This window comes from Photobacterium sp. BZF1, assembly GCF_014349205.1.
In the GTDB taxonomy this organism is placed as follows: domain Bacteria; phylum Pseudomonadota; class Gammaproteobacteria; order Enterobacterales; family Vibrionaceae; genus Photobacterium.
Genome location: NZ_JACSOF010000005.1, coordinates 19,048 through 40,772 on the forward strand (window position 1 = coordinate 19,048; position 21,725 = coordinate 40,772).

Sequence of the window (21,725 nt, forward strand, 5' to 3'; positions counted from 1 at the left end):
AGTTGCTGGCTTTTTTTTGTTTATCGTCAATGGCACTAGTGACTTGGGTTAATCACCTTGAGCAGTGTTACCCAGTGTGAAATCGGTAGCCTTGTGCCAGAACCGATATGCATTTGGCAGCTTAGGTTAGAGGTGGCTATTTGCGAGGGATGGTTGAGGGTTAGCGCTTTAATTTTGTTGTTTCTAAGCAGAATACTCGATTGTGGCTGTAGCAATGAATAGGTGCCGCCAGACCCACAACAAATTTTATTATCTTCGGTATCACTGAACGTCGCACCAAGCCGGCTTAGGATATGTGTGGGTATATCGTCTTTGCCAAGACCATTCCTTAGCGAACATGGCGTGTGCAAGGCGATGTTTTTGCAGTTCTCGTCGAGCGTGAAATGTGAAAGCTGTTCGTCTTCTTCTAAGATAATTTCACCGATGTTCCTTGTGAGTTTACTGACAATGCTCGCTTTATCGGCATATTTTTCATCGTCAGCAAGATGTGTAGCGTACTCTGTAACCATCAGCTCGCAGCTCGAAGACATTGAAATAATGGCTTCCGCCCCTTGCTCAATCAATGGCCACCATGCATCGATATTTAACCTCATTAGTTGCCGGGCTTTACGGTTATCGCAAAGGCTGGTGTGAACGGCCCCGCAACATTGCGCGGTAGGTTGTTGTTGGGTCTTAATCCCCAAGGCCGAGAGTATGCTGACGGCGGCCCGATTAGTGGTTGGCTGCAGTGTATCTTGGGCGCAGCCGGTCAGTAAGATAACGGACCTGGCCTTATTCCCTGGTTTGGGTACTTGTAGTTTTTGGCTGCTGACCGATACCTCAGGTTGACTGTTGGTATTTTTGGGTGGGATTTTTATCGCGATAGAGTTGGGTAATACAGGTTTCAGCTGCCTTCCAATAGTCAGTGCCAACGAAAAGCGATTAGGGTAGGGAAGAAACTGCTTTATTGCCCACCGAAGCATGCGTTCTCTCCATGGTCGGGGGTACTCTTCCTCCAGCATGCTGCGGGCAATATGGATCAGTTGACCAAATTCGATACCGGCTGGGCAGGTGGTCTCGCAACTTCGGCATGCAATACATAAATCGAGATCTTTGCGTTGTTCTGCTGTTAGCGCCTTTCCCTGCAAAAAATCTCGAATTAAATATATCCGTCCCCTCGGTCCACGGTTTTGGCTACCCGACTCAATAAATGTCGGGCATGTTGCATTGCAAAAGCCGCGGTGGACACACCGTTTAATTATCCTTGCTGCATTGTTTGCGCGCTCGGATTGACGATATTTTTCATCGAGATCGGTAAGCATGGTTCCCTCTCTGGCTCCTTCACATCCAAAGATGATGTGCATCACTTAGCACGGTCAAAAAACAACCAATAACGTGCCATCTATCTCACTTTGCGAACTTCACTTTGACTTTAAATTCTAATGGATCAATAGTCAATTTATTGAATACTCCAAATTATGATTATTGAGTCAAGGCAACTGGAATCAAGGCTCACACCTAACACTGATTAACTAATTACTGAGAGTTGAGAGAGGGGTTATGTTGGATTATCCGTTGATTGTGAAGAAGCTAGAAAAAGCACTGGATGTCGCGAAAGTATCGACACAGAAAAGAGATCTTGAGGCCAGTAGCCACGATACATGGCCATTGATGACCAAGCTCAATTTACTTGATAAGCATCCGAATAAGGCAGATGTCGTAGTAAGAGCGCAGAACGATGACGATATCTGCCAAGTACTGGCGATTGCCAATGAGGAAAAGATCCCGGTAACCGTCAGGGCATTGGCTTCTTCGGTCACAGGACAGCCCCTGCCGACCAAAGGGGGGATTGTGTTGGATATCTCCGAGATCCCAAGCTCATACTCCCTCAATGAACAAAATATGACGGTCACAGCAACCTGCAGCCAAAATGGTGGGGACCTAGAAGATATGTTGCAAAAACAAGGCTGGACGCTGGGCCATTCCCCCCAATCGCTCTACCGCTCAACGGTCGGTGGTTGGCTGGCCACTTTGGCAACTGGGCAGTTTTCCTCTTTGTATGGCGGCATTGAAGATCTGGTTGTTGGTTATGATGTTATTTTGGCGACGGGTGAAAAAATGACCCTAAAGGCCAACCCCCGTGCAGCGATGGGACCGGATTTGCGCCAAATCTTCCTTGGCTCGGAAGGTACATTGGGGGTGATCACCTCAGTGACCCTCAAAGTGTTCCCGACAATGGAAGCGCAAGCTTTCATGACTTATGCCATTCCAACGGTTGAGGATGGCCTTGCCCTCATGCGGGAAATCACCGCCTCCAACCTCAAGCCTTTCCTGGTGCGTTTCTACGATACCGAGGAAGCCAAACATGCCATGCAGGATAAGAGTTTTGACACCCCTGTACTGTTCTTGGGTAGCCGTGGGTTGGCAGCGATGGTGGATGCTGAGCAGAATGTCCTTCACCAGTTAGCTGAAAAGCATGGCGGTAAAGCAATTGGTCCAGAGGGGACGTTGGGCTGGATGGAAAGGCGTTTTGATTTTTCAACCGTTGAGAATCTGCTGGCGACCAAAGGCGGCTTTGGTGAGACCATCGAAATTGCCCATAACTGGGATTCCATCCACTCGCTTTGGCAGGACTTGAAACAAGCCCTCGACCCTATGGCGAATGAAGTGATCTCTCACTTCTCCCACATCTATAACCAAGGGACTTCAATGTACGTCATCTTGCTTGGGCAAGAGGAGTCGGATGAAGCTGCCGTTGCCCGCTTGGAGCAGATTTGGAAAACTACTATGGAGGTCTGTATCAAGCACGGTGCAGAGCTATCGCATCACCATGGTGGTGGGTTGGCACGCTCTCCATACAGCCGCCGCTCAATCGGCGAGGCTCACTTGATCCTACGTAAATTGAAGGCAGCACTGGATCCAAACGCTATCCTCAACCCCGGAAAATTGGGACTGGATTGATGCTAATCGGAAATCAAAAGGCTGGTGCAATTTGATGTACCAGCCTAACCCCTAAATGAGCCTTGGCTAGCGAGAATATTGAGAAACAGCCGATAAGGCTCACCCTACACAGCATAAAAATATATAAGGACATGAAAGATGGATAGCTTATTCAATATCAGTGTCATGGGTATTCTCGGTTCGTTTGCCGGAGGCTTTTTAGGCGCCGTTTTTGGCGGCTTGGTGGCATTTGTTTTTACCGGGATCGCGATTATTGTCGGTATCGCAATTATTATCGGCAGTGGTGATTCCGCCTTCCTTGATTTAATTGGGCTTGGACCGGTATTCGGCCCCCATATTTCATTCGCTGGTGGTGTGGCTGCTGCCGCTTATGCATCGCATAAAGGTTGGCTGGCAAATGGCCGGGATATCGTCACGCCATTGGTTAGTCTGAGCAGGCCGAGTGTGTTGATGGTCGGTGGTGCATTTGGCCTCGGTGGCTATTTGGTTCAGTCTATCCTTGCAGGTATTGAAGGAATTGGCGCAAATACAGACTCTGTTGCCCTGACGGTAGTACTTTCTGCGTTGGCAGCCCGATTGATGTTCAGTAAATGCGGGATTATCGGCCAGCACTGCGAAGGGAAACATGGGTTGGATCGTTTCAAAACATCTGAGCAACATTCATGGTTGGCTTATCAAGATACCTTCCCGATGACCATGATTCTCGGCCTGTTCGTCGGTGCCATGTCAGCTTGGTCGGCGCTGGAGTTGCTAAAAGCCTATCCGGATGCTCCAGGGGTGATATTCCTCGGTTTTGCAATTTCTGCGATATCCCTCCTCTTTTTGGCGATGAATGTCCTTGTTCCTGCAACCCACCATATTACCCTAGTAAGTGCTGTAGCCGTCTCGCTATTTATCGGGGTGGTTCCCAATGATGTCGCACTGGTAACTATTGGTGCTATTTCAGGATTGTGCGCCTCAGTACTGGGCCAATTGTTTGCTCGTTTTTGGCTTATCCGCGCCGATACCCATATCGATCCCCCAGCCAGTGCTATCTGGCCAATGACCACGGCGCTGATTTTAATTTCTTTGGTTGTCAGTAAATAGTGAATACAAGGAGTGAGTCATGAGCAAACATATATTAGTTATTGATGCCGGCACAACGGGTATTCGTGCCCTTATTTACAATGAGCAAAGCCAAATTCTGTCACAGGCCTATACCGAGTTCCCCAACTACCATCCCCAGCCTGACAGGGTAGAGCAGGATGCCAATGAAATTTGGTCAGCAGCCAAAGCAATGATCGCACAGGCACTCAAGCATATCTCACTGCAGATGAACGATATCTCCTGCGTCGGTATAACCAACCAGCGTGCCACCACTGTGGTATGGGACCGTAAAACCGGCCAACCGGTAACCCGGGCTATCGTATGGCAGGACACCAGGACCGCAGGGCGGGTTCAGGAGCTCGCTGAGCAGTGGGGGGAGAAAGTCTACAGCCGGACAGGTTGGGCATTGGCACCTGTCTATTCATCACTCAGCCTTGAGTGGATGCTGGAGAATGTCACTGGCATGCGCGAGCAGGCCGAAGCGGGTGATTTGGCATTCGGTACCATAGATTCATGGTTGGTGTATTGCCTGACCGGTGGTGAAAAACATGTGATCAGTGCTTCCAATGCTTCGGTGACTGGTTCATATGATTTAACCCAGGATGAATGGTACCAAGAGTGGCTGGCAGCATTGAATATCCCGTTATCCATGTTCCCCGAGGTTTGTGATGATGCTGCAGTCGTTGGCCTGACAGATGAGCGTATTGTCGGGGGAAGTGTGCCAATTTCAGGCTTGATTGCCGATCAGCACTCAGCCTTGTTCGCCCAGGGCTGTACCAAAGCGGGGATGATTAAATGTACCCATGGCACCGGTACTTTCCTTGATATGTTAATTGGTGATAAGCCGGTTATAGATGTGAATAGCGGGATTTGTTGCCAGATTGCCTGGCGTAAAAACGGTACAACCCATTATGCCCTTGAAGGTTACGCAGGATGTACCGGTTCGGCAGTCCAGTGGTTAAGAGACGGCTTGCAAATCATTGACTCATCGGCAGAGTCGCAAGCGGTGGCATCCAAGGTCGAAGACAATGGTGGAGTGTACTTCGTTCCGGCTTTGACCGGGCTTTCAGCACCGTATTGGGACCCTTATGCACGAGGTTCTATGTTAGGAATTACGCCGGGAACGACCCGTGGCCATGTTGTGAGGGCAACGTTGGAAGGGATCGTTTATTCCATTCGCGACTTTATCAATGCGATGCAGTCGATATCGGGCTATTCGATTACCCAGATGTCGGTCGATGGCGGTGCAGCCAAGAACGATTTGTTAGTCCAGTTCCAGGCTGATCAGTTAGGGGTCACTGTTATCCGCCCACGGAATGTTGAGGCGACTAGCTTAGGTGCAGCCTTGATGGCAGGGCTTGGGGCCGGTGTTTGGAAAAGCGAGGATGAGGCCTTTTCTATCGGCAGGAATAAACAGACCTTTACCCCACAGATTGATGAGCAAACCCGGGAGCGGCAATACGCGATGTGGACCCGAGCAGTCGAACGAGCACAGGGATGGAGCAAGTGATGAAACGAGCAGTATTACATCAACTTTCAGATACCGTGTTTGATCTTGTGGTGATTGGTGGCGGTATCACAGGCGCAGCCACAGCAAGGGATGCAGCTCTTCGCGGGTTAAAAGTGGTATTGGTGGAGAAAGAGGACTTTGCCTCGGGGACATCTAGCCGCTCGTCGAAATTGATCCACGGTGGACTGCGTTATCTGGAGACCTATCAGTTTGGTTTGGTTGCGGAGTCGGTCAGGGAGCGGGAGATGGCACTTAGGCTGGCACCGCACCTTACCAAGGTACAGCCGTTTTTATATATGTTCTACGATAACACGCCGGACAAGAAGTGGTTGTTGAACTTAGGCTTGACGTTTTACGACTTTGTGTCGGGAAGCTGGAACAAACGGCGTCATAAAATGCTGAGCAAAGAGCAGGTGTTGGCCCGACAGCCGGATTTCAGGCAACAAGGTTTGCGCGGTGCGGCCATGTTTTATGATGTCTCAACGGATGATGCCAGAGTGACCATCGATACGGTGAAGGGGGCTGCTGAGCATGGTGCGCAGGTGCTTAACCATTGTGAAGTGACAGGGTTGACCTACAGCGACAATCAATGTGACGGGGTTAAAGTCACCGATAAGCTGACCGGTCAGCAAGGAGTTATCCGCAGCCGTTATGTGATTAACTCTACCGGGCCTTGGAGCGATGATATTCTGCGTTTTGAGCAGAGTGACTCGAAAGTGCTGCGGCCAACCAAAGGTGTCCATATTGTGCTGCGCAAAAAGGATTTTCCACTGCACTCAGCGGTCTTTATGCGCTCACCTGATGATGGCCGTACGGTTTGGCCGATCCCCTCGATGCAAGATGACAGGGTGTTTATCGGGACGACAGATACCACTTATGACGGTGATTTGAATAACGTCCATCCGGAAAAAGAAGATATACAGTACCTGCTGAATGTGGCTAACCATTTAATGCCCAACAAGAAAATCACCGAAGATCATATTGTTGGCTCATGGGCGGGCTTAAGGCCGCTGATTGCACCTGCTGATGATGTCAACAATAGCAAGACTCCCCGTGAGCATCAGATCATGCGCAGTGAATCTGGGGTTTACTCCATTGTCGGCGGTAAGCTGACCAGTAATCGGGTGATGGCAAAACAACTGTTGGACAAAGTGATAAAGCAAGATCAGAACAAATACCTCAGGCCAGATCTCTTGCCGTACCGAGCAAGCAAGGTCCCGATCTCTGGAGCATGCGAACCTTCGCAGCCAAGTGTGGCGGGTAAGGTGAAGTATGTCGCCAATGAGGTTGTTGCCAAACTGCAAGCGGGAGGTGTGCCATATTCACTGGCTCAATCATGGGCAACTCGCTATGGTCATAACGCTTATCAAGTTGCCTTGTACTGGCATAAAGGTGAACAGTTCCAAAAAGCGCTGGGAGCGCGTGACCTGACAGTGGCAGAGGTTCACTATTGTGTCGAACAAGAAGCGGCATGTTCAATCAAAGACCTGTTGATCCGCAGGACATCGGCTTTCTTCTGGGACAAAGATGGCGGCATGGCCCAGGTTGGCCCGATAGCGCAAGAGATGCAGGGATTATTGGGCTGGACAGAGGAAGATAAGCTAGGCCAAATCGATACCTATTATGATTGGGTTAGCAAGCATAGGCCAAAAGCCATAGCCAAACCGTTAACAGAACCCCGTGATGTTATTGAACTGACCCATTCGTAGCCAATCCTTTTCTTGAGTGGGATCGTTTAGTTACCAGCCTGGTTGCCTCAAACCCAGGCTGGTTTTTTTGGTACTGAGTTTGCCCACGTTAAACTGATACTTGCCTGCGTTTAGCTAATGCTCGTACATATTTAGCTAACAGTAGTAAACGCCTTGTGGTAAGGGTCTTCTTCAACAAAAGCCTGATGTTGGTTTTGCACTATCTCATGGCTGTCAATCTCATTCAGCAGTGCATTGAGTTCTGGCCGGTGGGGGTTGATCACCAGTGTCGCAGCCGATAATTGCTGGTGTGACTCAATCGCTTGTTGGTTTTTCAGTAACCGGGCACAGAGGCCTGCATGCTCTAATGGCACCGGGCTTGAGGTCATGTGCCATAAGCCAACGTCGGCTTCTTTGTTGAGTATTCGGGCCGGGATCTGGCGAAAGTCGGTCTCGATGTATTCGAAGCCTTCGCTCTGTGGAAACTCGATTTTGGTCAGCCTGACATGATCCGAGGAGTGGCTGTCGATGGCAACTTTGGTGGGGTGGCTAATGCTTTTACTCGTGACGGCGACCAAGCGATTCATGGAATAGTAGGTATCCGGCGCCAGTACCTTGATATGATTTTCATCCAGTGGCGTCGGCATATTTTGGGCCGCGCCCAGAGAAACCAGCGCAATATCAAATTCGCCGGATAATACTTGTTCTATCCGTAATTCACCACCGGGCCGGTTGCTGATGAAATAAGGGATATTCAGTTTGCTTAGCTTGTCGGTGATATGGCGGATAACAATATCTATCTCGATGGCACCGCTGCTTGGCATGATCAATTGTACAGGCGGTAACTTCGCAATATTCCAGCACAAGCCTGTATCTATTTGGGTGACGATCCTACCCATATGGCCTTTGGACTGGGTGGATAGTGCCATGGAGTCCTTGAGCATTTTTAGCGCCCGCTGCATGGTACCGGCGACAATCCCGTAGCGTTCATTGAATTGGGTATTGGTCAGTAGCTTGCTGCCTAGCCCTGACTGCAGGGCATGAATAACAATATACCGTTTGGCATTTAATATAGCTTGGTCATCGACAATAGCAGGCGACTTGGTACTTGGCATAAAGGGATTACCACTCAATGAGTTATGGCTACGCTAAAATGATTGTATCGAAATCAGCATTAACATTCTAATGCTCTGTCGTCCTGCTTCGGAGTAAGTTTTAACAAATTAATCATAATTAGATTGTCTCACTTTCCATAACACTGATTCTTACGCGCCAGTCAGCGTTTATTGACCTTAATACGGCTACTTTTAATAGACTTTTGCTAGGGTTAATGAAAGCTTTAGGAACGATAAGGGTTTAACTATATGGGAATGGATTGGGTCAACGGTATTTTGAGGTTTGATTCCTTTTTTGCCGTCACCATCGGGATCTTGGTGCTGTTCGTCGGTCGGCAGCTCAATAATGTCTTCAGGCCGCTCAAAGAGTTCAGTATTCCAGAGCCGGTCACCGGCGGTATCTTGTTTTCGGTGATTATCGCAATAGTTTATAGCGTCAGTGATGTTGCCATTGAATTTGATTTGGTCGCCCGTGATGTGCTTCTGGTGTACTTCTTCACCACGATAGGTATCAATGCCAGCCTGAAAGATTTGCTCAAAGGCGGCTTACCTTTGGTTATCCTGCTCGCCATTACCATTGGCTACATGATGGTGCAGAACTTCACCGGTATCGGCGTGGCAAAAGCCTTTGGCCTTGATAGCCCGGTAGGTATGCTGGGGGGAAGTGTTTCGCTTATTGGCGGTCATGGTACGGCGATTGCTTGGGCACCACGGATTTCGGAGGGCTACGGTATCGCCAATGCGATGGAAATCGGGGTGGCCTGTGCGACCTTTGGTTTGATCTTGGCAAGCTTAATGGGTGGTCCTATCGCCAAGTTCTTGATCACCCGCTACGATTTGAAGCCTGAGAAAAAAGAAGCACTCGATGTCGGGGTCGCCGATGACAAAGCAACTGGCAATATTACCGGCTTTGACTTTCTCGATGCCGTTTTCTCTATCCATGTTTGTGTCATCATCGGGTATATCCTCAACGAAGCGATTGCTGAAATGGGCTTGCAGTTACCGCTGTTTGTTACCTGCTTATTCGCCGGTATTGTAATGACCAATATCGTGTTTAGGGTCAATATCCGCCGGATAACCGGTACGGATTGGCCGGCAAGAAAACCGGCAGTAGCGTTGATCGCTGATATTGCACTGGGTACTTTCCTGGCAATGTCGCTGATGAGCATGCAATTGTGGACATTGATTGACTTGGCTGGGCCGATTTTTGCCATCTTGACCGCACAGTTTATCGTGGCGGTATTGATCAATATCTTTATTGTTTTCCCAGCGATGGGGAAAAACTACGACGCGGCAGTGATCTGCTCCGGCTTTGGCGGTATTTCGCTAGGCTCGACGCCGACAGCGATGGCAAACATGTCTGCCGTTTCCCAGCGCTACGGTAACTCCCACCTGGCCTTTATCATTGTGCCGTTGGTGTGTGCGTTCTTTATCGACTTGGTTAACGCCTTGATGATCCCGTATTTCTTGGCGAATTTCTAAAGTACCCGCTGATAGGTATTCAAGCATATAAAACAATTGCTGGCGCCTAACCCGCTTCATAGGGTTAGGCGCCTCGTCATATTCGTCCTCTATTGCTACTACAATACATATTCTCAACGCCGAATTAGGTAATCTCGATTTATCATCTATATTTCAATCTATTGGGGTAGATTGGAAATCATTTATGTGTGCTTATTGGGTCAGTGGTATGCGTAACCTAGCCTTAGTCTCAATGACTTGGTTGGCATCAATGGTTTTTTCTTGCCAAGTAAAGGCTGAAGAAGGTGCAAGTGGTCACTATCTGCCTGGAAGTCTGCCCTCAAGGATCAATAAAATCCCGCCCAATAAATCAGTAAACATTTTTGTCGATTTGAATGAGTACGAAGGCAAGACTGACGCTGGGCTAACCGTTCCTGTGGCAGGCTTGGCGGTTAATGATATGGATGTGAAAGACCAAACCTATTCACTGAATATTATTTGGAACCCGGGGATTGAGTTAAAGGGTGGAGGGCAGTATGCGATGGCTCTCACCTTGCCATATCGCTCACTGGAAGTCTTTGCAAGCCAAACAAACAATGAGCAAGCGTTTCGCCTACATGACAAGAGTAGTGGCCTTGGCGATATTATGATTTCGCCTTTAATGCTCAGTTATCCACTCTCTGATTTTTGGCAATCTGAGCTGCATTTTAATGTTTACGCGCCGACAGGAAGTTATGAAGTAGGGCAGTTAGCCAATGTTGGTAAAAACTATTGGAGCTTTTCACCTGTTGCTTGGCTGCAATATATTGAGCCAGTAACAGGGCAGGAATTTACGCTGTCTGGCGGTATTGACTGGAATACCAAAAATGATGACACCGACTACCAGACCGGCACCCAAATGCACATTGATTCGACTGTCATTCAATATGTTCCTCTATTGTGGGGTTTTACTGGGCTTGGGTTATCGGGTTATTGGTATCAGCAACTCAGTGACGACTCAGGTAGGGGGGCGACACAAGGAGGGTTTAAGGCAAAATCGGTAGGTCTCGGCCCTATTCTTAGTTATCGGGGGAAATGGTATGGGCGAGCTGTTCGGGCAGAGCTAAAGTGGATCAATGAGATGGAAGTTAAAAACCGAACTGATGGGGACTTTATCTCCTTTAAGTTTTCAGCCCGGTTTTAGGTTGGTTTATCTCTCTCGCTGCCAATCAAAGTAAAAGTGCCACTCAAAGGGAAATTGTGTATCACATATAAGACATCTTTGGAATTTGAGTCCAAAAAGCATTCGCAATCACTGAGCTGTGAGTAATAATACCTTTCCCACCGGACGGGATGATTTTCTTGATACATCCCTCTGTAAAGTTAAGCAGTTAGGCTGTAGCAAGATGACTTATTGCCTATGGCCGTTATGCCTGCTATCCCGCTACTTTATCCGCAGCATCAATGTCTCTAGGTACTTATTTACTTTTTATTGAGTTGATGTGGTTATGGCAGCGATGATGTATCAGCCGACATTCGATCCTATCGAGTCGCTGAGTGATGAGCAGTTGCAGCAAGCAATTGCCGACAGGCTTAACAAGCAGTTGAATAATAAGGATGTTGCCGATCAAACTGCACAGTTTTTTATGGACTACCTACTCAACTGGCAGGCTGAAACCGTGCCGGTAGAGCAAGTAGAAAGTATTCTCGCCTTTTCGTTTGGTAATCGGGTTGCTCCAAATGGTAACCAGCACCCGGGGCCGATGAATGAGGCAATTGCCGATACCGTGGTAACTTTGTACCGCCGAACAGCTGTTCCGGTATACGCCCAGTGGGAAGTGGCCGAGGCGATAGGCAACCGTATCCCGGCGTGTGATCTTCACGCTATCTACCCGCGATTCTCCGGCAAGGGAACAATGAAATACCTTTGCACTCTAGGGGTCGCCGAGAAAGCGGTATCAATAGCCGGTGGTGTAGAAGGCATGGGCAAGACTGCTGTGGTGGCATTTTTTGAGCACAGCCTGCGCACTGTGGATACGGCGCGTGATGCTGGTGTCGATGCGTATCTTCCGCAGGGTTTGGAAATGCCCAAGCAGTTCGACCCAGACTCAGGGCAGGCCTGGACACGGGATCAGCAAACGTATGTGATGCATGAAATCCGCACCCGGGCAACTAATGAGCGAGACCGGATAATTAAGTCAAAAAAAAGCGAAGGTTAACCCTTCGCTTTTTTATTGATTTACTTGCCTAGTACAAACTCTTCAATCACTTTCGCCACACCGTCGTTGTCGTTGGTGTCGGTGATGTGGTTGGCAATAGCTTTGATATCGTCGGTGGCATTGCCCATAGCAACGCCTAGACCGGCATATTTGATCATGTGGTGATCGTTGCCTGCATCACCCATGCAAATGACTTCGCTGGCATCCAGACCCAAATGCTCGGCTAGCATGGCTACACCAGTGCCTTTGTTGCTGTTCGGGTTCATCAGCTCGAGGAAGAACGGGGCACTTTGTACCACAGTGTACTGGGTGTATAGGCTCTCTGGCAGTTGGTTGATTGCTGCGGTAAGCACCTCAGGGTCGGCAACCATCATGACTTTGATCACTTCCTCATCATCAGCCAACTCGGCAAAGTCCAGAACCGTGGTAGGTACACCATTAATGACCGATTCATGCTCGGTGTACGGGTTGTTTTCTGGAGTGATAAGGCCACGCTCAGGGGTGAATGCGTGAATGAAAGTCCCGAAGTCGCTTGCAAGACTGGCAATGTTCTTGGCGTCACGGCCTGTCATGATTTGCTTGCGGATCACCGTTTTGCTTTCAACGCGTTGTACCAAGGATGCGTTGTAGCTCAGGACATAATCATTTTCACCGGTCATACCCAGTTCATCGAGGTACTTAGTCATACCTTCTAGCGGGCGGCCAGAAGCAAGCACGACTTGCACGCCGTTGTCTCGCGAGGCCTGAATAGCCTGTTTAGTTCGATTAGAAATAGCTTTCTGCGAGTTGAGCAGTGTGCCGTCCATATCAAGGGCAACCAGTTTATACATTGATTCGTCCAATCAGTGAGAAATTTTAGAACCTGCATAGTAATCAATTTTTGTGATCAACTCGACATCCTTTGATGATGTTGTTGTGACATTTCAAATTTGATTTGATTTACGTCAACAGGTTTTTCCTTAAACCGGATAGCCAAGCTTAAGGAGACAATTTGTTACTTGTTTGGAAATGGAATTAAGGTATAAGTTTTTGAAACTAATCACAAAATCACCTTATTGATACCTTGCTTTCTAACATGTATTAAGTGGTTGTTTTATCAGGTTATATTGTTATTTATACCCGGTAAATGTGTGAAACTATCAAACAATGAGCGGGTATTTGTGGCTTTTCTCACTGTTTAATTCGCATGGCGAATTTAATATTTCGGCATCCAACAAGGGGGAGTGAGAAGGTATCCAGCCCTACCCCAAATCCATGCTGGGTATCTGCCCCGATAAATAATGATGAGTATGTCTGAGGAATGATCATGAAAAAAACGATCTTGTCTGCTTTGGTAGCCGGAGCCATGTTGTCGCCAGTTGTGAATGCTGCCGCGCCGAATACCGATTTGAACCTAATGCCGTATCCACACTCTGTAGAACTCCGTGAAGGCAAGGTCGAGATTGATGGTGACTTCAAGGTATTCATCAAGGGCTTCCAGTCAGATCGAGTCGCTTTCACTGCCAAGCGACTGCTAAAACGTCTTGAGCGCCAAACCGGTGTACCTATGTTGAACCCTTATGTCGATAGCGAAGACCAAGCGACACTGGTGATTGATATCGAGCAGGCACCGAAAACAGCAGTACAAACGGTTGAAGCTGACGAGTCATACACACTGACGGCGAAGAACGGCAAGATTGTGTTGGCATCTGAACGCCCATATGGCGCAATACGAGGTATCGAAACCCTGCTCCAGTTGGTTGAAACCGACAGCACAGGATACTTTGTACCGGAAGTCACCATTGAGGATACCCCGCGTTTCCCATGGCGTGGTGTGTCTTACGATACTTCTCGTCACTTTGTTGAAATCGATGTCATCAAGCGTCAGCTAGATGCAATGGCCTCGGCTAAGATGAACATTTTCCACTGGCATATCTGGGATGACCAGGCTATCCGTATTCAGTTAGATAGCTACCCGAAACTATGGCAGATGACGTCAGACGGTGACTACTACACCAAAGATGAAATCCGCGGTGTGGTCGAGTACGCCCGCAACCTTGGTATCCGCGTGATCCCTGAAATCTCCCTGCCTGGCCACGCTTCGGCGGTAGCCCATGCTTATCCGGAGTTGATGTCTGGTGGTGAAGGTCAAAGCTACCCGCACCAGCGCGAGTGGGGGGTGTTTGTTCCGCTGATGGATCCAACTAACCCTGAGCTATATACCTTCTTGGGCAAAGTCTTTGATGAAGTGGTTGAGCTTTTCCCAGACGAGTATTTCCATATCGGTGGTGATGAGCCAAATTACCAGCAATGGACAGAAAGCGAAGAGATTCAGGCTTATATCAAAGAGAAGGGCTTGGACGGAAATCATGGCCTACAGTCTTACCTCAACGCCCGTGTCGAAAAAATGCTCGATGAACGTGGCAAGAAGATGATTGGTTGGGATGAGATTTGGCACAAAGATCTACCGACTTCTATTGTGATTCAAAGCTGGCGTGGCCATGACAGCATTGGCCGTGCAGCACAGGAAGGCTACCAGGGTATTTTGTCTACGGGTTACTACCTCGATCAGCCTCAGCCAACGAGCTATCACTACCGCAACGACCCTATGCCGACCGGTATCACGGTTGATGACAAGCTACATGACGGTGAGAAATTTGCTACGTACGAGTGGGAAAAACCGCGTACCAAGGGCGGACCACGTAAAGGTCTTATCACCATCATTGAAGATAAACAAGGTAACTTCCGCGCCTTCACTGACTACAATGGTAAGTCGCGAGAAGAAGTGTATATCCTTGAATATGAGCCGGGCAAAGTGTTCCGCGGTCATTTTGACAACTTCATGTCATACACAGAGTTCAACCTTGCTTTCGATGGTAATGAACTGGCGGAACCGAGCTACCAGTTGATTGGTAATGTCCGCTGGCCGACCACTGGCAAGCTGATTGCCGGGACTGAAATAGAAGGTACGGTGATCCCTGAGCCGGATGGCGGTTACCCTGCTGATTTGACCGAGGAAGAGCAGAAGCTGATCTTGGGTGGTGAAATTACGGCATGGGCGGAAAACTATGACTCGATGACGGTTGAAAACCGCCTGTGGCCGCGTAGCTACGCTATTGCCGAGCGTTTCTGGTCGCCAGAAGAACTGACTGATGAAGGCAGTATGTACCAGCGCATGGCAGCTATCGATAACTGGTCAGAAATCTCGCTTGGCCTTCAGCACCACAACAAAGCGATGATGATGTACAAGCGTCTGGCAAATGGCAGTGATGTCCAGCCTTTGGTGGCACTGGCAGAGTACACCGAGCCTGCGCAGTACTATGCACGGAACTGGGAGAAGTGGATCCAGACGCCTAACCATGGTGACCTGTACAACCAGTATGAGCGCCTGAACCGTTTTGTCGATGCACTACCCGTTGAGAGCCATGCGGTCTATGAAATGGAGAAGTTGGCTGGTGAGTATGCCGATGGCAACAGCGAAGCGCTGACTGCGCTGAAAGCGCACTATGCCAAGGTGTTGAGCGCTGCCCAAGCTGCCAAGCCAATTCTTGCGGCCAATGTGGCATCGGTTGATAGTGTAGTGATTGCCGAGAAAACAATCGAAGTTGCACAAATGGGGCAGGCATTGATTGTCAAGCTGGAGCAGAATCAGTCTCTTAGCGAGCAAGAACAAAATGAATACCTAGCACAACTGAATAATGCAGCAAAAATATATGACGAAGCGATTGTTGCCATCGTCAAACCAACAGAAATGCTGGTGATGCAGCTTAGCGACACAAAATAACCATTCGTTATTCATCACATTGATAAACAATATAAAAGCGCGCCAGTGATGGCGCGCTTTTTGTTTTTGCTAGTCATTTTTACGTGAGGAAATCATTCGTTTTGGTGATAAAAGTGCGCAAGTAGCACTTTTGCAAAATATGATTGACATTGTATGCAAAATTATCGATATTTTATTCTTCATTTTTAAGCTGTAGATGAAGAATTATAATGAGCGATACAACATCGGACGTTGTCCAAAACAAAACCTGGAAAATGCCAGATACCCTGGTATTGATCTTCTTTATTAGCCTGTTGGCGACGGCAATCACCTATGTCGTACCTGCAGGTATGTTTGAAACCCAAGATATCTCCTACATTGCCGACGGCGCAGAAAAGACCCGTACCGTGCTTGATCCCGAGTCGTTTACCTACGCGACGGACGAGCAGGGCGAACTGGTCTACAACAGTGTCGGTTTGTTTGCCAGCGGTGGCGGCATTGGCCTGATGAACTTTGTGTTCGAAGGTTTGGTCTCCGGTTCGAAATGGGGCTCGGCCATTGGCGTTATCATGTTCATGCTGGTGATCGGCGGTGCTTTTGGCATCGTGATGCGCACCGGTACCATTGATAACGGTATCTTGCGCTTGATTGACCGGACCAAAGGCAGCGAATCCCTGTTTATCCCTGTGCTGTTTTCCCTGTTCTCACTGGGTGGCGCTGTATTTGGTATGGGTGAAGAGGCGGTGGCATTTGCCATTATCATAGCCCCGCTGATGGTCAGGATCGGTTATGACGGTATCACAACCGTTATGGTGACCTACGTCGCGACCCAGATTGGCTTTGCTGCATCATGGATGAACCCGTTTTCGGTTGCAGTCGCCCAGGGTATCGCTGGCGTTCCGGTACTTTCGGGTGCCTCGGTACGTATCGGCCTTTGGATCATGTTTACCGTCATCGGTATCGCATTCACCATGTGGTACGCCAATGGCGTGAAGAAAGATCCGACTAAGTCATTTAGCCTAAAAGGCGATGTTCACTTTAAAAACCAAGAAGCCTCTGTGACATCATCCCGCTGGAACTTGGGTGATACCCTTGTCATGATCACTGTGGTTGCGACTATGGTGTGGGTGATTTGGGGTGTGGTAGCCCATGCCTGGTATATTCCTGAAATTGCCTCCCAGTTCTTCACCATGGGCTTTGTTGCCGGCTTGATTGGCGTTGTCTTCCGTTTAAACGGCATGACAGTCAATGATATGGCAGACGCGTTCAAAGAGGGCGCAAGCATTATGCTGGCACCGGCAATCTTGGTCGGTAGTGCGAAAGGTATCCTGCTAATCCTCGGTGGTGGCGGTGATGCGACCGAAGCCAGCGTTTTGAACTCTATCCTAAGCAGTGCAGGTAACGTTATCGGCTCGCTGCCGGAAGTAATGGCTGCTTGGTTGATGTATGTGTTCCAGTCAGTGTTCAACTTCTTCGTGACTTCTGGCTCCGGTCAGGCGGCACTAACCATGCCACTGATGGCACCACTGGCTGATTTGGCAGGTGTAACCCGTCAGGTTGCGGTACTGGCATTCCAGTTGGGTGATGGCTTTACCAATATCATCGTACCAACGTCAGCTTCTTTGATGGCGACTCTGGGTGTGTGCCGCATTGACTGGGGTGACTGGGCGAAGTTCGTATGGCGCTTTATTGCTCTGCTGTTTGTGCTGTCATCTGTCATTGTTGTGACTGCACATTTGATGGGCTTTGCGTAATAGGCGATAAATCGATTAGAGTGAATGGGCAGGCAACTGCCCATTTTTTTGCAAATGACAAAATTCAATACCATGGGGATGGAGAGAATGGCGGAAATGAAGACCCGATATACCGATGATGTTTTACAGGGCCATCAAGTGATCACCCGGCTGAATGTCGATGAGCTACCTGTAGGTTGCCACCGCTTTTGGTTCCGCCCCCAGGAAAACGGCATCGGCCAGAGCTGGCATTTACCGGTTGTGGTATATCGTGGTGAACAGACAGCCAATGCGCCTAAGGTCATGATAACGGCGGGTGTCCATGGCGATGAGCTAAACGGGGTGATCACCGCGCAGAAAATCATCCAACACCTTGCCGAGCAGGCGGTGGTGGGAACGGTGGTTATAGTCCCGACCGTCAATGTGTCTGGTATGTTGATGCATACCCGCGATTTTATTTTGTCCGACCCTGATGCGTCACCGACCAACTTGAACCGCATTTTCCCCGGCAACCCCGAAGGTGATGCGGCCCAGCGATACATTGCATCCATTTGGTATGACTTGCTGGCTCCCAATGCGGATATCGCGGTAGACCTCCATACCCAGACTCGTGGTGCTGCATACCCGCTCTATGTGTTTGCGGATTATCGTATTCCCCAAACGGTGAAAATGGCTCGATTGATGAACCCCGATTGTATTTTTGATGATCCGGGCGATGACGGTGTGTTGGAAACGGTATGGAACCGAAGTGGGGTGCCTTCCATAACCGTGGAAGTCGGCGCTGGTAAGGTCCTCCAGCCGGATATGATTGCCCGGTCTGTTGATGGTGTGATCAACATTCTCAAGTCCGAAGGTGTGCTCGAAAGGGGAGTCAGCCAGCCACAGTATGAATGCTATGAAGGCAAAAAAATCTTCACGGTAAGGGCGACCCTAGGTGGCTTTGCATTGCCACAGGTAGAGATTGGCGATCGCGTTGAGATAGGCCAGTTGGTTGCAGTGCAATACGATAGCTTTGGTGATGAGATACAGCGCTATCACGCCCCGGCTAGCGGATATGTGCTGAGTGTAAACCTCGACCCGATGCGAGAGCCGGGTACCTTGTTAGTGCGTTTGATCCAATAACTCACTAAAGGCATTGTGCTAAATGCCACCGCCAGCCAAACCTTGGGCTGTACGGTGGCATTTTGCTATATGAGGGTTAAACGGCAAAAGGTTGTAGGCGCAAATGGTGAACCTCGCTTTTCTGCACATTACTGCTTAGTGATTTCAGCGATGCGATAAGCAGTTTTAAGGATGTCAGAAGCCTATAACTGGCATCGGCATCCTCCGCACAGAGAGAAAATTGTAATACCGACTCTCTATCTAGCCCGATTAAGTAATGCTGGAGTTCACTTAATAAATCATCAAGCTGCTGCTGGTGGGCTGTCAATGCTTCACTGATGCTCGATTCCTCTAATATACCTGCTAGCGAATTCATAATCTTTGCAACCAGCACCTCTATAGCTTTTGAGTGGGTGGAGAGTCGCCAACGTTGGTGATTGTCTTTAAACGCCCAATAGAGCAGGCAGGCTTTGTATGCACTGTTGATCAGCTCGCTGACTTTCTTAGGATCCACTTCAGGGTAGGTGGCCCAGTTTATTCTACTTGCCGCATTCTCTGCCATTGCGACCGAGCGAAGCGGATCAGGATGAAGCTGGAAGGGCTTATTTGGGGCGCAGTGGCTACCCATTTCGTGCTTTAGGCCGCTGCGCAACCGCCCTAACTCCCGTAAAAAGGTTGACTCTGGTGTGTTGGGGAACACCGAATGGTTGATGAAGAAAACAATCAACATTACAACAATGATGAGCATCAGCTGCAGTAGGGCCATTTGGATATCGTACACTGGGGTCAATTGCATCGCCCCGCTGGTCATCATTATTAACAGCTGGCTACCCAGCATGCGCTGAAGCACCTGCTGTGGTTGGTTCAACAGGTACCAAATGCCAAAGGCGTTAACGAAATAAAAGGCTGCAAGCTGCCAGAGTTCGGTCAACATAGGCATTAACAGGACATATTGGGCAAGGACGAACAATGACCAGCCGAGCATGGAGAACAGCAAGGTCTTGACTTTGGCAAAGGGCAATGACAAAACCACGGTACTGAGTATGGCACCGAGCAGTACGACCATAGCACCGCCAGGCATAGGTACTAGTAGCCATAAAGCGATACATGCCCAAATCACCAGGCAGGCCTTCAATGCTGCAATAGCGCTGTCTGGGCGAAATACCCATTTATCCTTGTAACGGCGATCAAAACTTGTCTTTTTTGAGTTGGTTGTCCCAGTCAAATCATAGAGGGCTTCTACTATGTCAAACTGCAGTTGATCCAACTCAGTAAGAAGTGTGCCTAAAATCAGGGTTGCGCCATGTTGCTTTTGGCTGTTTACATCATGCTTTGATGAATTCAGTAAAGACACTGGACTAGGCATTGCCTGGATACCTATTGTTCCGTTTTTCGGCTTACCATCAAGTATTGCTAAGGCCGCATGTGCCCTTTGGCTCAGCCTGTCGATTAAGGATGCCAATACGGCTGTTTGCCCCGGTGTTACTTTCCCTTTGATTTGGTCATTGAGTTCTGCCAAGTGGCCACATAGCAAAGCCCATTGATTGAGCTGCCTAAGTAAGGCTTGCCACTTGGCGTAATCCTGAGTGATGTGGTAGCTGTCGGCGCTGGCCGCGTAGATTAAGTCTTCCAAGCGGGTTAATTGCCTAAGGCTATCACCCAAATTGAGCTCTTTGGTAAAGCTTCCCTGTTCAGCAAGCTCGTTTTTGGCAACTTGAAGCTGTTTGATTTGATTATCGAAGTAAAGGTGTAGGGTTGAAGTAACCACTGTTCGGCTGGAGCTTGGCCAAAACAAGCTGAAGACCAGAGTAAAGCAGAGGATACCGAGAACGGTTTCCTGAACCCGTAACACGGCCATCGAGAAGGTGAGTTCTGGCAGTAGCTTGCCCATGACTAACACCAATGAGCACACCATCAGGCAGATAGTCCACATATAGCCACTTCGTGGGTTTCCTTGCAGATAGACACAAAGTGCAGCAAAAAGACTGTAGCCAAGCAGGAACGGCAAAGGTTGCTGGGCAAAACTTGCCACCAGAATAAAAGCTGCGATGACCCCGATTAAGGTACCCACAAGGCGGTGGCGGCCTTTTTTCAACGAGTGCCCCGAGGTTTCTGTTGCTGCCATAACGACGACAGCGAAGCCTGCCCAATAGGGACGTTCCCAGCCTAGCCATAGCGCACTGACAATTGCCAAAGTCAGGGCAATGGCCACTTTTAGCGGCAATATACAACGTGGGTTGAGCATGGCAAGTCCTTACAATGCAGTTTGACGGTGCGATTTGTTGATCATGATTGAAGCGGTAGCCCCGACCCGTAACTGTATTGGCTCAGGAACGTTATTAAGCGCAACTCTGACCGGTATTCGTTGTGCAAGACGGATCCATTGGAAATTGGGATTGACGTTGGGCAGCAGAGAAACGCCGGTGCTGCCATCTTGATGGGCGATTCCGTAACCGATACTTTCGACTGTGCCTAGAAGCGGGTGATCGCCATAGGCCATCAAAGTGACAACGGCTTGCTCTCCGAGTGCAACATCATGGATGTCAGTTTCCTTGAAGAAACCTTCAATCCAGAAACTGTTTTTATCGACAAGGGCAACGACCGGTTGGTTGGCTACCACCTGGCTACCCATTCTTAACGTAAGATTGGTAATAAATCCGTCTACTGGTGCGGTAACTTTGGTAAAACTGAGGTTGAGTTCGGCTTCTTCTAAAGCAGCCTTGGCGACCATGACGCCAGCTTGGGCTGATTCGACTGCATTGTTTAGTTGGCTGAGTGACAGTTGCGAAATAGAGCCCGGCTGGCGGCGAGATAGGGAGTGGCCGCGTTTGGCTTCATCATGGGCTTTTTTCAATAGAGCTTGCGATTGGGCCAGGCTGGCATGGGCTTTAGCAAGTGCCGCTTGGTAAGTACGCGGATCGATTTCAAATAGTAAATCACCGGCTTCCACTTCACTGTTGTCATGGATAGCCAGATTAATAATAGGCCCGGTAACACGTGGGGTCACTTTAATAACCTGAGCGCGGATCTGGCCATCACGGGTCCAAGGGTTTTGTAGATATTGCTGATATTTCCAGCCAATGGTGGCAATGGCTAATAGCACTAGGCAAAGGGTGACGCTTAAACGTTTGAACAAGGTAAGCTCCGAAGA

Annotated in this window: 15 protein-coding genes; 10 read left to right on the forward strand and 5 right to left on the reverse strand. The window is 49.0% G+C overall.

Annotated elements, in window-relative coordinates; translation table 11 throughout:
- Positions 1-35: 35 nt before the first annotated feature.
- Positions 36-1,301, reverse strand: coding sequence for a glycolate oxidase subunit GlcF (gene glcF, locus BIZ37_RS01800; RefSeq protein ID WP_187460051.1), 1,266 nt, complete (start codon positions 1,299-1,301; stop codon positions 36-38).
- Between the two features lie 238 nt (positions 1,302-1,539).
- Here glcF and BIZ37_RS01805 point away from each other — a divergent pair, with 238 nt between their 5' ends.
- From BIZ37_RS01805 to BIZ37_RS01820, 4 genes are all read left to right on the forward strand, one after another.
- Positions 1,540-2,940, forward strand: a complete 1,401-nt coding sequence (locus BIZ37_RS01805) for an FAD-binding oxidoreductase (protein WP_187460052.1) — start codon at positions 1,540-1,542, stop codon at positions 2,938-2,940.
- A 138-nt stretch (positions 2,941-3,078) separates the two neighbouring features.
- A complete protein-coding gene (locus tag BIZ37_RS01810) occupies positions 3,079-4,026 on the forward strand; it encodes a hypothetical protein (RefSeq protein WP_187460053.1) in 948 nt (315 codons plus the stop codon).
- 19 nt (positions 4,027-4,045) lie between these two features.
- The gene (locus BIZ37_RS01815; RefSeq protein ID WP_187460054.1) at positions 4,046-5,536 is read left to right on the forward strand and encodes a glycerol kinase GlpK; all 1,491 of its coding nucleotides are present in this window, start codon (positions 4,046-4,048) and stop codon (positions 5,534-5,536) included.
- On the forward strand, positions 5,536-7,245 hold the full coding sequence (locus BIZ37_RS01820; protein WP_187460055.1) for a glycerol-3-phosphate dehydrogenase/oxidase: 1,710 nt from the start codon (positions 5,536-5,538) through the stop codon (positions 7,243-7,245). Before BIZ37_RS01815 ends, BIZ37_RS01820 begins: the two co-directional genes overlap by 1 nt.
- 131 nt (positions 7,246-7,376) lie before the next feature.
- On the opposite strand, the gene BIZ37_RS01825 is transcribed toward BIZ37_RS01820, so the two are convergent.
- Positions 7,377-8,339 (reverse strand): YhfZ family protein, encoded by a 963-nt coding sequence (locus BIZ37_RS01825; protein WP_187460056.1) that lies wholly within the window; start codon positions 8,337-8,339, stop codon positions 7,377-7,379.
- Positions 8,340-8,594: 255 nt separating this feature from the next.
- On the opposite strand from BIZ37_RS01825, the gene gltS reads away from it, so the two are divergent.
- The 3 genes from gltS (at position 8,595) to BIZ37_RS01840 (ending at position 11,998) form a co-directional block, all read left to right on the forward strand.
- Entirely contained in the window at positions 8,595-9,821 is a 1,227-nt protein-coding gene (gltS, locus tag BIZ37_RS01830; RefSeq protein ID WP_187460089.1) for a sodium/glutamate symporter, read from the forward strand.
- 184 nt (positions 9,822-10,005) lie between these two features.
- Positions 10,006-10,983, forward strand: coding sequence for a transporter (locus BIZ37_RS01835; RefSeq protein ID WP_187460057.1), 978 nt, complete (start codon positions 10,006-10,008; stop codon positions 10,981-10,983).
- A 304-nt stretch (positions 10,984-11,287) separates the two neighbouring features.
- Complete coding sequence (locus BIZ37_RS01840; RefSeq protein ID WP_187460058.1) at positions 11,288-11,998, forward strand: hypothetical protein; 711 nt, start codon at positions 11,288-11,290, stop codon at positions 11,996-11,998.
- Between the two features lie 20 nt (positions 11,999-12,018).
- On the opposite strand, the gene yidA is transcribed toward BIZ37_RS01840, so the two are convergent.
- Complete coding sequence (gene yidA, locus BIZ37_RS01845) at positions 12,019-12,828, reverse strand: sugar-phosphatase (RefSeq protein ID WP_187460059.1); 810 nt, start codon at positions 12,826-12,828, stop codon at positions 12,019-12,021.
- 476 nt (positions 12,829-13,304) lie between these two features.
- Here yidA and BIZ37_RS01850 point away from each other — a divergent pair, with 476 nt between their 5' ends.
- The 3 genes from BIZ37_RS01850 (at position 13,305) to BIZ37_RS01860 (ending at position 18,595) form a co-directional block, all read left to right on the forward strand.
- Entirely contained in the window at positions 13,305-15,761 is a 2,457-nt protein-coding gene (locus BIZ37_RS01850; RefSeq protein ID WP_187460060.1) for a family 20 glycosylhydrolase, read from the forward strand.
- Positions 15,762-16,015: 254 nt separating this feature from the next.
- Positions 16,016-17,494 (forward strand): putative basic amino acid antiporter YfcC, encoded by a 1,479-nt coding sequence (gene yfcC, locus BIZ37_RS01855; protein WP_222939555.1) that lies wholly within the window; start codon positions 16,016-16,018, stop codon positions 17,492-17,494.
- Positions 17,495-17,590: 96 nt separating this feature from the next.
- On the forward strand, positions 17,591-18,595 hold the full coding sequence (locus BIZ37_RS01860) for a succinylglutamate desuccinylase/aspartoacylase family protein (RefSeq protein WP_187460090.1): 1,005 nt from the start codon (positions 17,591-17,593) through the stop codon (positions 18,593-18,595).
- 76 nt (positions 18,596-18,671) lie between these two features.
- Here BIZ37_RS01860 and BIZ37_RS01865 read toward each other — a convergent pair whose 3' ends face one another.
- Together BIZ37_RS01865 and BIZ37_RS01870 are read right to left on the reverse strand one after the other, a co-directional pair.
- Entirely contained in the window at positions 18,672-20,819 is a 2,148-nt protein-coding gene (locus BIZ37_RS01865; protein ID WP_187460062.1) for an FUSC family protein, read from the reverse strand.
- 9 nt (positions 20,820-20,828) lie between these two features.
- Positions 20,829-21,710, reverse strand: coding sequence for an HlyD family secretion protein (locus BIZ37_RS01870; RefSeq protein ID WP_187460063.1), 882 nt, complete (start codon positions 21,708-21,710; stop codon positions 20,829-20,831).
- Between the last annotated feature and the right edge of the window lie 15 nt (positions 21,711-21,725).